This window comes from Microcoleus sp. PH2017_24_DOB_U_A (assembly GCF_020738205.1).
Taxonomy (GTDB): Bacteria; Cyanobacteriota; Cyanobacteriia; order Cyanobacteriales; family Microcoleaceae; genus Microcoleus.
This window is the reverse complement of record NZ_JAEQCT010000061.1, coordinates 57,336-71,416: the sequence shown is the minus strand read 5'-3', so window position 1 is coordinate 71,416 and position 14,081 is coordinate 57,336. Positions and strand designations below refer to the sequence as shown.

The following is a 14,081-nucleotide window of genomic DNA, read 5'->3' as shown; positions in this document are numbered from 1 at the left end:
TCTGACAATTTTACTGACTTTATCACTTGTTTGACCGAGAATGCTCCCAGTATAGATTAAAGTTTAATATCAAGTCCGCTGCTACCAAACTTGTATGGTAGGCTTCGATCGCAATTAGCAATAGAACAATGCCACCAATTAAAGAAAGTTAAACCAGGAATTAAGTCTTGACAGCGATGAAATAGTACCTTTTTGGCTACCAATCTTATAGCGTTCCAGCCAGATAGTATGGTACCAAGTGAGATCGATCGGGTCGGATTCCTAACCGTAGTTGCCTTCAACTTCTTCTACTGAAAGATGTGGTTCAACAACCAGACGCTTGACCATAATTGTACGATCGCACGCTCTTCACCACACCGCCATTATAGCCAGGACGGTGCGACCGGACTTGATATGAGTAAAATTCTAAAAAGTCAAAAGTAATAAAGCTTTCAGTAAAAACAAGATTTTTTACTTTTGACTTTTGACTTTTGACTTTTTAGCACATCGAGTATCAAACTCAAAACTCAAAACTCTTAAGGTGCTGCCGCCGCCCTGCGGTTGGCAACAATCAGATTTGCCTGGTACTCTGCCGCTTTTTGCTGAGCCTTTGAATGGTTGGGGCTAGTTGACGGCACGGCTCTCATAAGCTGAACCGCTTTCTGCCATTCGCTTGCTACCGCAATCCACTCTGCTTGAGATTGAGCCGTCTGTGCCAAAACTGCCGCCTTCTGAGCGTTGTTAACGCCTTCCCTCCAAGAGTCAGGCTTAGGCGCGGCGGCTTTTGGTGCAGGAGATGCTGCTTTTGGCGCAGGAGATGCTGCCTTGGGCGCAGGAGGTTTGGGAACAGGGCTCGCGGGCGTAGCAGCATTAGTGGGAGCGGCTTTTGGTGCAGTAGGAGATGCTGCCTGTGGGGCCTCGCCAGATGCGCTGGGAGATGGAGATGTGGCTTTAGACGCAGGAGATGTGGCTTTTTTGGGGGAGGGCGAAGCTGCTTCGGGGGCGCTCGGTTCAGGGTTCGAGCCGCCACCGAAGGGGAAATTTCCAGTCAAGTAAAGCGCTGCGATCGCCCCCAAAGGCACTAAGATACCCACAGGTATTGCCCATTTTGGGAATTGTTTTTTCGGAGGGGGGGCTACATCTTCGTCTTCGTCTTCCTCGTCGTCTTCCTCGTCGTCATCTGGATCGAATTGTCCCTCTTGATAATAGTCTTCGCCATCGGGTTCGACATCATCTAAACCTACAGAGTCGTCAGGCATTCCAGTATCCGAGGCATAAAGCATTGGATCTGCTGGCATCAGATCTATTTCATCTTCCCACGCAGGGGAGCCGTCACCTGTGCGACGCCCGTAAACTTTGACAGTGTGAATTGATTCGACTCCCAAATTCGTCATCCCGCTGCGGATGAAATCCACCAATGCCATTTGACTCGGTACTTTGCCTGACTCCAGAGTTATGTGGAGGCAGCCGTTGTCCCGCGTCACATCGGCGTTGATGCCTTTGGGTTTGAGTGTACGGTTGATGCTAGATGCGATCGCTTTTGGATCGCCCTGCTTCAGAAGTTCCCGCAGGTTCTGTTGTGTCATGGGTAGCGCTCTTTTTTTTGGGGGGGGTGGAGAGCCGGCAAATAATATTAATCGATCGGCGTTCGGCGGCGGACAATATTTATTTACCACATTAACTTCTACTGTGGCATTCTGAGATTATTTCTCGTAGCTATTGAGATTTTTGCGCGCGATCGGATATCCAGCATATATCCGATCGCGCAATTTGTTGTAAAAATTTACCAGAAAGAATTGGTTTAAAGCCCGCCCGCCCGATCGGGAGAAATTAAAAGAAGCCTATTCATTACTCCAATCCTTTTCCTTCCAGGTAGAGGTCGCCCTCAAACTGTCAACTGTCAACTGTCAACTGTCAACTGACTGAAAGTCACGGCCCGCTCCTGCTGGGCTGTCTCTCCTCACCGAAACAAGCTAGAAAGTTCTATTACTTTGGTTTGCAGGGTTGAGACTTCTTCCCGGCCCCGCTTTAAAGAAGCTTCTAACTCTAGCAGCAAAGGCAAACTTTTTTGTAGTTTTTCTAAGCTGGCGTTCTTGACTTCTTGGCGAAAATAGTATACTCGTTTCGGATTGCCGAGGTCTAGAGCTTGAGCAATTTTATCATCGCGATCGCCCGCTTGGATCATTGCCTTCACCCACAGCCAAATCCGAAACTTACCAGTCAAGCCCGCCACAATCCTCAAACCAGGTTCGCTCTGAGCCGTTAAGCCCGCCAATAACTCTAAAGCAGCGGAAGTCTTGCCCTCGCGAATCGCATCGGCTAGCTGGAAGGTATTCTGGGCGTTACAGTGCACCAGTGCAGCAACTTCCTCGGGGTTGAGAGGTTGACTGCGATTGCCGGCAAACAGCAGCAATTTTTCGAGTTCGCTGTATAGCCCGCGCGTATCGCTACCGATGGATTCGGCTAAAAGTTCGATCGCCGTGGCGGTCAATTTGACATTCATTTCGCCGGCGACTTGGCGCACCCGCTGGGCTAACTCTTTTTCATTCCAAGGCGGAATCGGTGAAAATTCTCGGAATTCGGCGGACTTGGCGATTAACTTGGTAGATTTGAGCCGGCTGTCGGGTTTTTTGACAGATGTCAGCAGCAATACGGTACTAGGGGAAATTACTGGCAGCGTCCGTTCCAATTGGGCTAAAAGTTCCGCAGAGCACTGCTGCGTTACAGTCGTATTTGCCAGCCAGACAAAACGGCTGCCGGTGCCGAAGGGTGGCGTTAAAGCTCGATCGAGTCCTTCAACCACAGCGTCGGGTCGATCGGCAACAATCTTGTCATAGTTAAAACTAGCCCAGTTGGGGTCGAGGACTGAGGAGCGCAAACTTGTGACTGCTTGCGCGATCGCAAAGTCGTCTTCCCCCCAAAACAGGTAAATTGGCATATTTCAAGTTCAGCAGCCCAAAAAATCAGATTTGCACGATCCCGAAGTCCAACATATCCTGAATCAGACTGTTGATACAAAGTAAATGATTTTCTAGAAACTTCTTGAATAATTAGGTAAAAGCTGGTAGTGTAGATTGAGAAAAAAATGCTTTAGCGACTAAAACAGCTAAGACCATGGTCACTTTGAGTCATTATCATTTCCAGCAAATGTTGAAGCATCAAGCTGCTGTTAAATGGCAGTTTTGTAGTAGGCATAACGGAAGAATACACATCAAAAACCTGTTCAAAGTGTGGACATAAATTCAAATGGCGCTTTCAATATCCTGTTGAAAGCTTTGAGAGATACCTCCTTGACAGGAGAGCTGGCAGCTTTTTCTGTATTGCCATACACGGTAGTATCAGGCTTAGTCCTGGATTTGCCGGGTTAAATGTATCTGTTGAAAGCCCGCACCATAATATAAAATTTGGTGTGGCAGTATTTCACCGCGAGGAAATCAAGATTGGATGATACTTATCAAGCTTACGTAAATCGGGTGGCGCGAATGACGCTGCTGGACTCCTACAAGTCCCAGGTGGAACACATTCAGGAATCTCCAAAATTTAAGCCTGATGAAGCCGGTCACAGAACTCCTGTACCTTTTCCGGGTTATTCGGTGATTACGCCACCTGCGGGGGAAGATGCAGACAATACTGCACTTTATACTAATTTACACTCAGTCCAACAACGGCTATTGCAGGAAATCGCGGACGGTGCGATCGTAGCACTGCCTCCTGATAGCTTCCATTTAACCGTCGCCGATCTGATTTGGAGCAGCGCTTTTCGAGATGCCTCTGAGAAAAATCCAGAATTTGAGGGTCAACTGCGCGGGCGCATGAAAGATGGTTTTGCGGCCTGCAAACCCTTGGCGGGCGGCTCTCCCATACGCTGGACGGTGCTGGGGTTGATGGTGATGACTAGGGCTGTAGGTGTCTGTTTGGCACCGACGGACGAAAACTCTTACAAGCAAATTCTGGAGTTTCGTCGATCGATCTATCAAAATCCCGATTTAATTGCCTTGGGAATTGAACAGCAATATCATTTTACGGCACACATTACTCTGGCTTATTTTGGGGATACCGGGCCGAACCTAGACCGCGCTCATTTTTCTGCCCTGATGGCTGAGTTAAACGACCAATGGCTCGACACGCCCCAGGATCTGTGGGTGCACAAAGCCGAACTGCGGAAGTTTGACGATATGACTAGCTACGTGCGGCAACCGGATTGGCCTGTTTTTGAGTTTTGACCACGAAGGAAGAAGGAAGAAGGAAGAGGGAAGAGGGAAGAAGGAAGAGGGAAGAGGGAAGAAGGAAGGAAGAGGGAAGAAGGAAGAAAGAGGTTCGAGCGAAGTTCGGCAACGAGCAAAGTACGGAATTTAACCGATACAAGCCAGAATTATGAGGAATCAAGGAAGATTTTCCCAATTCTTCCCCCTCTTCCCCTCTCCCCCTCTCCCAATTCTTCCCCCTCTCCCCCTCTCCTCCTCTCCCCCCTCTCCCCCTCTCCCCCTCTCCTCTGTCCCAACCTTCAAAATACTGCTTATAAAATGCTTTAATTATTCTGACTTGACAACAAAATCAAGCAAAAAATTCATGAGAAACCAGGAAAAATCAGTAATTCTGGTTTTTTAATTTTTAATGCAAAAGTGACTGTACACGTTGTTGGTATTGGTTTAGATGGAGCTGCTGGGCTGAGCGAATCGGCGCGGCAGGTTGTAGAAATGGCCGCTCTGCTCATCGGGAGCGATCGGCATTTGAGCTATTTTCCCCAGCAATCCTGCGAGCGCTGGGCGTTGGAAGATTTAACCGAAGCAATTCTGGAAATTAGGCGTTGGTTGGCCGCAGATGCGAATTTAGAGCCAGATGCAGGGACTTTTTCGCCCCCCTCCACCCCCTCGCATCAACTGATTGTAATTTTAGTAGCCGGAGACCCGCTGTTCCACGGCTGGGGAAAGTTGCTCATTTCCCAACTGCCGCCGGATAAATTGACTTTTCACCCCCATGCAAGCTGCGTGCAGTTGGCCTTTAACCGCTTGCACGTCCCTTGGCAGGATGCTCATTTTGTGGGTTCCCAGGGACGTTTTTTTGAGGAACTGACGGCAAAACTCAAGCTGGGTGTTGAGAAAATTGCGGTACTCGCAGACGAAACTCGCACTCCGGCGGCGATCGCAAGTTTGGTGAAAGCTCTGGATTTGCCCACACGCTACCAGTTTTGGGTTGGCGAAAATTTGGGTTCCGCCGAAGAACGCGTGGGTTACAAGTCTCTGGAAGCTTTGCTGGGAGAGGATTTTGCACTTCTGAGCGTGGTGGTGATGCTGCGGCACTCCCCGCCGATAGAAGCTTTGGATTTGGGAAAGTTGCCTTTGTTGGGTATTCCCGATGCAGCTTTTATCGGTTGTGGCGACAGGCCTGGTTTGACGGTTGAACGGGAAGTGCGGGTGTTGGTACTGGCACAATTGGCTTTGCAACCCGAACAAGTTGTCTGGGATGTGGGTGCTGGTAACGGTTCTGTGTCGATCGAGATTGCTCGTTTATTCCCGCAGTCCGAAGTATACGCGATCGAACAAACGGTTTCTGGGACTTCTGCGATCGAACTCAATTGTCGCCGTTTTGAGTTGCAAAATGTGTTTTCGATTCACGGAACCGCCCCGGAAATCTTGCACCGCTTGCGTCCGCCGCACCGGATTTTTATCGGTGGTAGCGGTGGAGGGTTGACTAAAATTTTGGGCGTTTGCGCTCTGCGGCTGCTCGCTGGAGGGTCGATCGTCCTAGCTTTGGATGTTTTTGAGGATATTGCTACTGTTTTAAGCTGGATTGGCGATCGGGTGCGCCGGGAACCCCACTGGAGTTACCGCATCGTGCAGGTGCAGTTATCGCGTTCTGTGTCTGTGGGCAGTTTGACTCGTTTTGATGCGTTGAATCCAATTTCGATTGTGACGATCGATCGACATTTGAATTAATTCTAGAATTTTAACCGCAGATGAACGCAGATGAACGCAGATGAATCGCTGCATAATATCCCGTCTTCTCGAAGGATCGCACCTAATAATGGTGATTTTTCAGGACATGATATTATGATAGCTTAGATAATAGGTTTGCTCGCTGAGTAGACCAGGGTGCAAATTGATTAAATCAACTCCATGACCGCAGTAAATTAAATTAAATTAAGGTACTAGAATTATGCAAATAAACCAGCTAGGGTTCCTATTTGTTGATGTTGTACTCTTGGCGATCGCCCTGATCGTTCTAATTCCGGTTGCAGTTCTATTCCTAGAATGCTGTGCAGCTTTCCTGTCCAGCTTTGGCACTACAGCGGAAACTCAAGAACCCCGCCCCAAAGTAGCAGTTTTAATTCCCGCCTACAACGAAGCAGCAGGAATAGCCGCCACCATCTCCACTATATTGCCGCAGCTAACACCTCAAGACCGGCTGTTAGTGATTGCTGACAACTGCACCGACGCCACAGCAGAAATCGCCCGCAACAGCGGTGCAAGCGCGATCGAGCGCCACGACACAGAACGCAAGGGGAAGGGATACGCCCTAGATTTCGGCTTGCAGTCGATCGCCTCAGACCCCCCAGAAGTAATCATCATGGTTGACGCCGACTGCATTTGTCAGCCGGACGCGATCGATAAATTAGCCCGGGTAGCAATGGCAGAACAAAGGCCAGTCCAAGCAACATATTTAATGGAACAGCCGCCCAATCCTACCCCAAAAGATTCGATTTCTGCCTTAGCATTTCTAGTGAAAAACCTAGTCCGACCCAGCGGATTAAAACAGCTAGGATTGCCCTCATTGCTAACAGGTACGGGCATGGCTTTTCCCTGGTTAATCATTCGAGATGTTCCTTTAGCCAGCAGCAATATCGTCGAAGATATGCAAATGAGCTTGGATTTGGCGATCGCCGGACATCCAACGGTATTCTGCCCCGAAGCCCGAGTCACCGGATGTTTGCCACAGCAGCAACAAGTCGCTAAAACTCAAAGAACCAGATGGGAACACGGACACTTACAAACCTTGCTAACTCAAACTCCCAGGCTGGCGACAGCTTCGATCGAGCAACAGCGTTTTGACTTAATGGCGATCGCCCTCGACTTAGCCGTCCCTCCTCTATCCCTTTTAGTTGCTATCTGGCTAGCCACTTTTGCCGCCTCAATACTAGCAGCAATTATCGGAGCATCCGCGATTCCCGCCATATTATTAGGAGTACAAGGATTGCTAATTTTAGTTTCAATTGTCAGCGCTTGGGCAAAATTTGGGCGTGCCGACATTTCCGGCGCAACTCTATTATCTGTTCCTTTTTACATCCTGTGGAAAATCCCTTTGTATCTGGGTTTTATCCTGAAACGGCAAACTAAATGGGTACGCACGGAACGCGATGTTTAGTATTCGGTAATATTCCGTAGGGTGCGTCAGCCAAATAGTTGATGCAACTCGAAACTCTTGTTCCTGACGCACCTTAGGATGACGACTGTAAGTTATTTTTTGATCCGAGATTTGAAAGTATTAGATAAGCGTTGACGTAGCCGATCCGTTTGTTGCCCTATCAAAACACTCATCAAAACAATTCCCATCCCAATCAGTTGAATTGGCGTAAGTGTTTGGTGTAGTAAGACGAATCCCAGTAGTGTTGCTACTACAGGACTCATCAACCCTAGCGATGCCACAGCCGATGTTTTGAGTTTATCAATCCCCCGAAACCAAAGTGCATAAGCAACTCCAGTGCCGACTAAGCCCAGGTAAACGAAGCCCAATAGGTTAGTTGTTGAGATATGAGTTATTGGCCCTTCGATCGCTAGGGCGATCGGCAGCAGAACGATTCCACCAACTGTTAACTGCCATGCTGTAAAAACAAGTAGAGAAACTGGGCGTTTCCAACGTTTGACTAGCACCGTTCCCAGACCCATTGTTGCAGCTCCAGCGATCGCAGCAACAATGCCAATGCTATCAAGACGCGCATTAGGGCCCAGAACCAGCAACCCGACACCAATAAAGCCTGCGATCGCCACCACAATAGACAGCTTAGACGGTTTTTCATTCAATATTAACGAAGAAAATAATACGACTAATAAAGGTTGGATTGCGCCTGCCGTTGCAGCAACGCCACCCGGAAGGCGATAAGCAGCGACAAATAATAGTGCTTGAAAAATTCCGATATTGAGGCTACCCAAGAGCAGAATACGCCACCACCAAATACCTTTGGGCAGTTGTCTAAACCAGGCTGCTAGCAGAATACCGATGGGGAGCGATCGCAAAGCAGCCACTAATAGCGGATGGTTAGGGGGCAGGAGTTCAGTCGCTACAACATAAGTTGTTCCCCAGATCATCGGCGCCAGAGCAGTCAGCAGAATATCAGAGAGGCGAACAGTAGCTGTCTTCACAATTTTATCTTAACGTCAAGATACTTGATGCCAAGATTCTAGCATTTATCTTGATGTTAAGATGGTTGGCATCAAAATTTTTAGGTGAGTAGCATTTCAATGAATGCCGATCCAGTCGATGCGATTTTGGCTCAATGGCAAAGAGAGCGCCCTGACTTAGATGTGTCGCCAATGGGCATTATTGGTAGGATGGGGCGACTGACCAAATACTTAGAACGATCGCTTCAACAGACATTTTCCAACTTTGGCTTGAACGTTGGAGAATTTGATGTGTTGGCGACATTGCGCCGTTCTGGCCAACCGTACCAGCTTACGCCGACCGAGCTATTCAATACATTGATGGTTTCATCGGGTACGATGACGCATCGTATAGATCGCTTAGAACGGGCCGATCTTGTGAAGCGCATGGACGATCCGAGCGATCGCCGAGGGACGCTAATTCAGTTAACCGATAAAGGTTTCAACGCGATCGAGAAAGCTGTTGAGGCTCATGTTGCCAATGAGCATCGACTCCTTAGCGCTTTAGACGAAGCCGAACGTAAAGTTCTAGCTCAACTGCTGCGGAAGCTTTTAATTTCATTTGAGGAGTAGCGGTGACAGTAAAAAATCATTGCAGCGGATGCACAAAGTCTTTTTACTTCGTTGCAATCATACTTGTCACAATACAGAAATCGTTCAACTTAGCGAAATCCCAGATTTCTGTATCTGTTTTCTCTGCTAGCCCGTGAAATTCAACATGGCTAGCGTTAGGGAAAATATCAGCCAAGCGAGTAACTAATTTTCGGCTCAGATTTTGATCGAATAGTAGTTTCAAGCGACACTCACCGAAGCAACTAAACGACGATCGCGATCGGCGACAAACTCTAAACAGGCTCTAATATCTGTTTCTGTCAGTTCTGGGAAGTCGTCAATAATCTCAGTAATAGACATTCCAGAAGCCAGCCAGCCAAGAACATCGTAAACCGTAATTCGCATCCGACGAATGCAGGGCTTGCCACCACGCTTATCTGGCTCTATGGTGATGATATCGCGATAGCTCATAAAAAATATTTGGTGGTTTCAACCGCCTTGAATCCCCTTTCGGGGTTAGAGGGGTATGGTTGCCCCTCTGTGGAGATATGGTTGTCTCCGAATCCCTTTCGGGTAATGTTCGCTTGTCGGTCAATGTTATAAGGGCTTTTTCCGGCTAGCAGCACTGTTTCAGTGACCTTGAAACAGTTTAACTACTAGCGACAGGGCAGGGGACTAGCGTCGCATCCACAGGGTGTCGTGACCCAAATAACGTAGACCTGCGTGAGGTCTTAGGCTGGTCAGAATGGCTTACTTGATTTCTCTTGCAAGCCCAATCTCTTTAGAGTTGGGTTCCTGACGATACAGGTAAAGTGTTTGCATCTACATTATAGAAAAATATATCGGAAAATAAAAACAAAAAAATCTGAAGCTGGAAACTTCCAACTTCAGACTTTTACTAACTCCCCGGGTAGGATTTGAACCTACGACCAATCGGTTAACAGCCGATCGCTCTGCCACTGAGCTACCGAGGATTGCGTGGTTTTTGTCACCCACATTTACTAATAGTAGCTGAACTTAGAGGATTTGGCAAGGCCTTTGACAAACTTTTTTTCGATCGTACAGAAAGCGGGTTCCAGCAGCTAATGCAGCCCCATTCTCATTCTGGCGAGGCGCTGCTGCGATTCAGGATCGAGGGAATTCGACAGAAAGCGACTGGAGTTGTGTTTGCGGGATTTGTGCTGGCGCTCGCTGCGGCGGGCGGTGGATTCTACGTCAGCGGCTAGTTGTTCGGCGGACATCCATTCGGCACCGTAGCCGACTACGGTCAATTGCTGCGCTCGGTCTGAGGTGGCGACAATCATCCGCCCTTTGCCTTTGACCGATCGCAACTCGTAGCGCAAACTAGCACAAGACTTTTCAATATAAGTATCTGCCGTCTGACCGAAGTCAGTGTAGTGCACTGATAAATTTTTAGTAATAATTTCTTTAACGCTCGGAGTATCTCGATAGTGAGCGTCAAACACGAGTCTGGCCTCAAAATCTTGAACGGCGCTGTAGTTAACTAAAACCTCAATCAACTCGCGGCGGGCTGTTTCGAGTTCGTCGCGATCGCGCTTCTCTCGGAGTCGAGGCCAAAGTCCAATCATGTTATAGCCGTCTACAAGTAACACTGCTTGCGATATATAGGGTGACATGGTTCAAGGCTGAAGAGCTCCAGCAGATAGAGGACGTTATTTGCATTGTTCATCAAAGCTTTTGTTAAATCTTATTACAGATTGATGATTGATTGCTACCTCCGATCGCAATAATTAAACCCCCCAAATCCCGAAAAGCTTGGGATGTGGGGGGTGATACGATTTTCGATTTTCGATTTTCGATTTTTGATTAAAGAATCGGGAATGACTTGTCACATAAGGGTTTGGAGTTTGCTTGCAGTTGCATTCCTGTGGGAAATTGGTGTGGGATTTGTGCGATCGTCTTCTGCAAGCTTTGCTAGCGCGCGATCGATAAATTTTTCCGCTTACTCGACAGATTCCACGGATACGGGCGATGGCTTACGCCCCGCTTCGCTACGGACAACCGTCGGCAGAGATATTTTCTCCACCGCAGGAGTACAGCCCAGCCACTGCACCGACAAGTCCGCAAACTGCTGCGGGGCGCCACTCACGCAAAAACGAGTCGGCAGCGCAGCACCCGAATTTCGCAGCCCTAAAACCTCCAATTCTCGGGCAGCAGCAGCCACCACGCGCACCGCAGGATCGATTAAATTCACCCCAGCAGGCAAGAGCGATCGCAACACGGGAGCCAACAGGGGATAATGAGTGCAACCGTAAATCAGCGTATCAATTCGCTGCTGAATCAAAGGAGCCAAATATTCCCGAGCCACCTCAGAAGTATAAGGATCGTGAATCCGGTTTTGCTCCACCAGAGGCACAAAAGCCGGACAGCTAACCTGCCATACCCGACAAGAATCATCCATTTCCAAAATCGCATTTCGATAGGCATTGCTAGCAGCCGTAGCAGGAGTTGCGATCACCCCGATCCGCTTGCCTTGCTGCACCGCAGCCTGGGCCCCCGGCAGAATTACTCCCAGCACCGGAATATCAAACTCAGCCTGCACCATCTCCATCGCCAAAGCAGAACTGGTGTTGCAGGCCATAATGACCATTTTCACATCCTGTTCCACCAGCCAGGCCATAATTTCGCGGACAAAATGCACAATTTCCGACGCCGCCCGAGTGCCGTAAGGCAGTCTCGCCGTATCTCCAAAATAAAGTATTGATTCGTTGGGCAATTGTTTGTATAACTGCGTCAAAACAGTCAAACCGCCCACGCCACTGTCAAATATACCGATTCTTTGTTGTCTAGAGTCTGTTGTCATTTGTTAGCTGTCAATAGTCTGTTTTCAATGGTCATCAGTTATTAGTCATCAGTCAGTAGTCATTAGTCAGTAGTCATCAGTTATTAGTCATTAGTCAGTAGTCATTAGTCAGTAGTCATCAGTTATTAGTCATTAGGGAAAATTACCAATGGGAGCATCTCATTTTTGTAAAAAGCATTTTTTCTTTGAGTGCGAGCGTCCCCGCTCGCGTATTGTACGATACGCGAGCGGGGACGCTCGCACTGTAAATGCAAAACTTAGATGCTCCCTTACCAATTACCAATGCCCAATGCCCTGTTTGCCCAATTCCCAATTCCCAATTCCCAATTCCCAATTCCCAATTACCAATTACCAATTACCAATTACCAATGCCCGATTCCCTGTTTGGCCAATGCCCTGTTTGGCCAATGCCCATTATCTTTGTTGAAGATAATATAAAATGCCACGAGCGATCGAAGCCGCCATTTGACTCCGGTAAGCTGGATCGGAAAGTTTAGCAGCATCCTCAGCACCTGTGACAAAACCGACTTCCAGCAACACAGAAGGCATAGCACTCTTCCTCAAAACATAAAATCTCGCCTGCCGCACCCGACGGTCTTTCGCCCCCGTCCCATCCAAAATACTGGCGTGAATCACCCGGGCTAAATCTTCCCCGCTATCGAAATAATAAGTCTCAATCCCGCTAATATCCGGGCGACTCATGTTAATCGCGTTGGCGTGAATGCTGACAAACAAAGTAGCATTCACCCGTGATGCTAAAGAAACTCTCGGTTCTAGGTCAATTTCGCTGTCGTCAGTCCGAGTCATTACGGCTTGCACGCCCTGCTGTTCTAGCAGCCTTGCCACCTGATATGAGATATCTAAAACAATTTCCTTCTCCTGAATGCCCCCAATCCCGACGGCACCCGGATCGCGGCCGCCGTGGCCAGGATCGATCGCCACTACGAAACGACGGTTAGAACCTTGGGGCAAATCACCCGCTCCTATACTGCTTCTCGGCGGCAACGGCTGCGGATTTGGATCGCGAATCAAAGGTGACTGCGCGCTAGCACTCGATCGCAATTGCAAAGACAGCATCTGCGGGTTAGGTCTCGTCACCCTGCCTACCTGTACCCCCGATCGCGGTTGCACCCAAATCACCACAGTCTCCGCGTCTTCCTGGCTGGCGGTAAACGATACAGGACTGTTGCCATCGAGCTGAGGAATTTGCCCCGCCAGAGAACTAGAAGCAAGCCGAATCCAGTAAGCTTTCGATGATTGATCCCACCCGCTGGTATAGGAGACTTGGCGGTCAGTTCTCACCACGAATTGCGTGCCGTTACTCGCTAAATCAATGGACTGAACTCTCGCTAAACTTCCTTGAGCTGGTCTCCCAACAGTTAGGGGTTGGGAGCGCGTCAGGATTGGCGGACTCGTGCCTCCTGGCGATAGCACAACCGAGCCAGAATTGCCGACAGAAGCGCGCCACTGAGTATTAGAACTCTTCATCCGCAAAGTTACGCGGGTAACGGGCGGATCTGTTGGCAATTGCCGGACTTCAATCTTGTCAACTCCGTGCTTGCCGTTAGTTTGAGGCTGTTGGCCGCCCGCGCCCGGAGCTAAAGTAGCTCCTTCAATATCGAGGGTGGCGATGTCCCCGGCCCGACTTTGTTGAAAATTAATTTGGGGGTTGCCACCGGCAGTACGGATCAAAAAACCGTCCGCCGTCACCTGAACGTTCTGAACTACAGTCGCTTCAGCAGATTGGGTTTCCCTTGCTGAAGGTTCAACCGATAATCTTTCTCCCCCAGGTTCTGAGATCGAATTTTGAGTTCCTCCGCGTACTGGTGCGGGCAAATCTACTGTCCACTCGCTGGCAGAAATGCCCCGAAATTTTACTTGCTGGGGGTCTAGAGTAAACCCGTCTTTGAGTTCGACGACTATTCTGGTGGTATCGTCGTCAAACTGTCCTACTCGCACAGATTCGATCGCCCCTGACAGCGGTTTGTTGACCGAGGGACTGCCCAGACTCGTCCCCGGTAAGTCGATTACCAATCGCGTGGGGTTGAAAATCAGTTGAGCCTTGGGTTGGACTCCCCCCTCTGTTCTAATGTAGAGCCGGTTCTCTGAAGCATCAAACCGCCAAGATTGCAGTCTAGCTGCTTCGGCGGCTCCGGCGAGCAAAAATACACTTAAGAAACTTGGTAGTAGCCAGTGGAATTTCACGACAGTTTTTTCCTCGTTTGCGTTACTGCTAAAAGCTGGAAGGGTGCTGCTTGCCCGAGTGGCTTTCAGCAGTTCGCCGCCAGCAGACCGGGGGCCAGGGGCCGTCAGTTGTTGGCTAAATGACTTTTTTATGCGTTAACTGGCCG

13 protein-coding genes and 1 tRNA gene are annotated in these 14,081 nt (G+C 48.9%); 5 read left to right on the top strand and 9 right to left on the bottom strand.

The genetic code is table 11. The annotated features are described in order from the left end of the window. Nucleotides 1-515 precede the first annotated feature (515 nt). Together JGK07_RS18300 and holA are read right to left on the bottom strand one after the other, a co-directional pair. Nucleotides 516-1,565, bottom strand: a complete 1,050-nt coding sequence (locus JGK07_RS18300) for a hypothetical protein (RefSeq protein WP_293207012.1) — start codon at nucleotides 1,563-1,565, stop codon at nucleotides 516-518. A gap of 374 nt (nucleotides 1,566-1,939) precedes the next feature. Beyond that, nucleotides 1,940-2,917 carry a DNA polymerase III subunit delta gene (gene holA, locus JGK07_RS18295; protein WP_293212411.1) on the bottom strand — a complete coding sequence of 326 codons (978 nt, stop codon included), beginning with the start codon at nucleotides 2,915-2,917 and terminating at the stop codon, nucleotides 1,940-1,942. A 544-nt stretch (nucleotides 2,918-3,461) separates the two neighbouring features. Between holA and JGK07_RS18290 the strand changes: the two genes are divergently transcribed. From JGK07_RS18290 to JGK07_RS18275, 4 genes are all read left to right on the top strand, one after another. Continuing rightward, complete coding sequence (locus JGK07_RS18290) at nucleotides 3,462-4,202, top strand: DUF1868 domain-containing protein (RefSeq protein WP_293184776.1); 741 nt, start codon at nucleotides 3,462-3,464, stop codon at nucleotides 4,200-4,202. Beyond that, nucleotides 4,192-4,335 (top strand): hypothetical protein, encoded by a 144-nt coding sequence (locus JGK07_RS18285; RefSeq protein ID WP_293290983.1) that lies wholly within the window; start codon nucleotides 4,192-4,194, stop codon nucleotides 4,333-4,335. The genes JGK07_RS18290 and JGK07_RS18285 overlap by 11 nt, the downstream gene beginning before the upstream one ends. 266 nt (nucleotides 4,336-4,601) lie before the next feature. Further along, a complete protein-coding gene (gene cbiE / locus JGK07_RS18280; protein WP_293225599.1) occupies nucleotides 4,602-5,915 on the top strand; it encodes a precorrin-6y C5,15-methyltransferase (decarboxylating) subunit CbiE in 1,314 nt (437 codons plus the stop codon). Nucleotides 5,916-6,135: 220 nt separating this feature from the next. Then, nucleotides 6,136-7,341, top strand: coding sequence for a glycosyltransferase family 2 protein (locus JGK07_RS18275; RefSeq protein WP_293242561.1), 1,206 nt, complete (start codon nucleotides 6,136-6,138; stop codon nucleotides 7,339-7,341). Nucleotides 7,342-7,433: 92 nt separating this feature from the next. Here JGK07_RS18275 and JGK07_RS18270 read toward each other — a convergent pair whose 3' ends face one another. Next, complete coding sequence (locus tag JGK07_RS18270; protein ID WP_293184674.1) at nucleotides 7,434-8,336, bottom strand: EamA family transporter; 903 nt, start codon at nucleotides 8,334-8,336, stop codon at nucleotides 7,434-7,436. Nucleotides 8,337-8,420: 84 nt separating this feature from the next. Between JGK07_RS18270 and JGK07_RS18265 the strand changes: the two genes are divergently transcribed. Continuing rightward, nucleotides 8,421-8,927, top strand: coding sequence for a MarR family transcriptional regulator (locus JGK07_RS18265; RefSeq protein WP_293184672.1), 507 nt, complete (start codon nucleotides 8,421-8,423; stop codon nucleotides 8,925-8,927). 43 nt (nucleotides 8,928-8,970) lie between these two features. On the opposite strand, the gene JGK07_RS18260 is transcribed toward JGK07_RS18265, so the two are convergent. The 6 genes from JGK07_RS18260 to JGK07_RS18235 all read right to left on the bottom strand — a co-directional run bounded on the left by JGK07_RS18260 (nucleotide 8,971) and on the right by JGK07_RS18235 (nucleotide 13,935). Next, nucleotides 8,971-9,150, bottom strand: coding sequence for a DUF5615 family PIN-like protein (locus JGK07_RS18260; RefSeq protein WP_293184669.1), 180 nt, complete (start codon nucleotides 9,148-9,150; stop codon nucleotides 8,971-8,973). Next, nucleotides 9,147-9,377 carry a DUF433 domain-containing protein gene (locus JGK07_RS18255; protein ID WP_293156139.1) on the bottom strand — a complete coding sequence of 77 codons (231 nt, stop codon included), beginning with the start codon at nucleotides 9,375-9,377 and terminating at the stop codon, nucleotides 9,147-9,149. Before JGK07_RS18255 ends, JGK07_RS18260 begins: the two co-directional genes overlap by 4 nt. Nucleotides 9,378-9,808: 431 nt before the next feature. Then, a tRNA-Asn gene (locus tag JGK07_RS18250) sits at nucleotides 9,809-9,880 on the bottom strand. Between the two features lie 108 nt (nucleotides 9,881-9,988). After that, complete coding sequence (locus JGK07_RS18245; RefSeq protein WP_293184667.1) at nucleotides 9,989-10,543, bottom strand: NYN domain-containing protein; 555 nt, start codon at nucleotides 10,541-10,543, stop codon at nucleotides 9,989-9,991. A gap of 326 nt (nucleotides 10,544-10,869) precedes the next feature. Next, nucleotides 10,870-11,730: a glutamate racemase gene (gene murI / locus JGK07_RS18240; RefSeq protein ID WP_293184665.1), complete on the bottom strand. Its 861-nt coding sequence runs from the start codon at nucleotides 11,728-11,730 to the stop codon at nucleotides 10,870-10,872. A 414-nt stretch (nucleotides 11,731-12,144) separates the two neighbouring features. Beyond that, complete coding sequence (locus JGK07_RS18235; RefSeq protein WP_293225593.1) at nucleotides 12,145-13,935, bottom strand: N-acetylmuramoyl-L-alanine amidase; 1,791 nt, start codon at nucleotides 13,933-13,935, stop codon at nucleotides 12,145-12,147. Between the last annotated feature and the right edge of the window lie 146 nt (nucleotides 13,936-14,081).

What these genes read in the sequence shown, in the direction of transcription:
- murI (WP_293184665.1), bottom strand. Translation starts at nt 11,730, where the DNA reads ATGACAACAGACTCTAGACAACAAAGAATCGGTATATTTGACAGTGGC.
- holA (WP_293212411.1), bottom strand. Translation starts at nt 2,917, where the DNA reads ATGCCAATTTACCTGTTTTGGGGGGAAGACGACTTTGCGATCGCGCAA.
- JGK07_RS18275 (WP_293242561.1), top strand. Translation starts at nt 6,136, where the DNA reads ATGCAAATAAACCAGCTAGGGTTCCTATTTGTTGATGTTGTACTCTTG.
- JGK07_RS18245 (WP_293184667.1), bottom strand. Translation starts at nt 10,543, where the DNA reads ATGTCACCCTATATATCGCAAGCAGTGTTACTTGTAGACGGCTATAAC.
- JGK07_RS18255 (WP_293156139.1), bottom strand. Translation starts at nt 9,377, where the DNA reads ATGAGCTATCGCGATATCATCACCATAGAGCCAGATAAGCGTGGTGGC.
- JGK07_RS18300 (WP_293207012.1), bottom strand. Translation starts at nt 1,565, where the DNA reads ATGACACAACAGAACCTGCGGGAACTTCTGAAGCAGGGCGATCCAAAA.
- JGK07_RS18290 (WP_293184776.1), top strand. Translation starts at nt 3,462, where the DNA reads ATGACGCTGCTGGACTCCTACAAGTCCCAGGTGGAACACATTCAGGAA.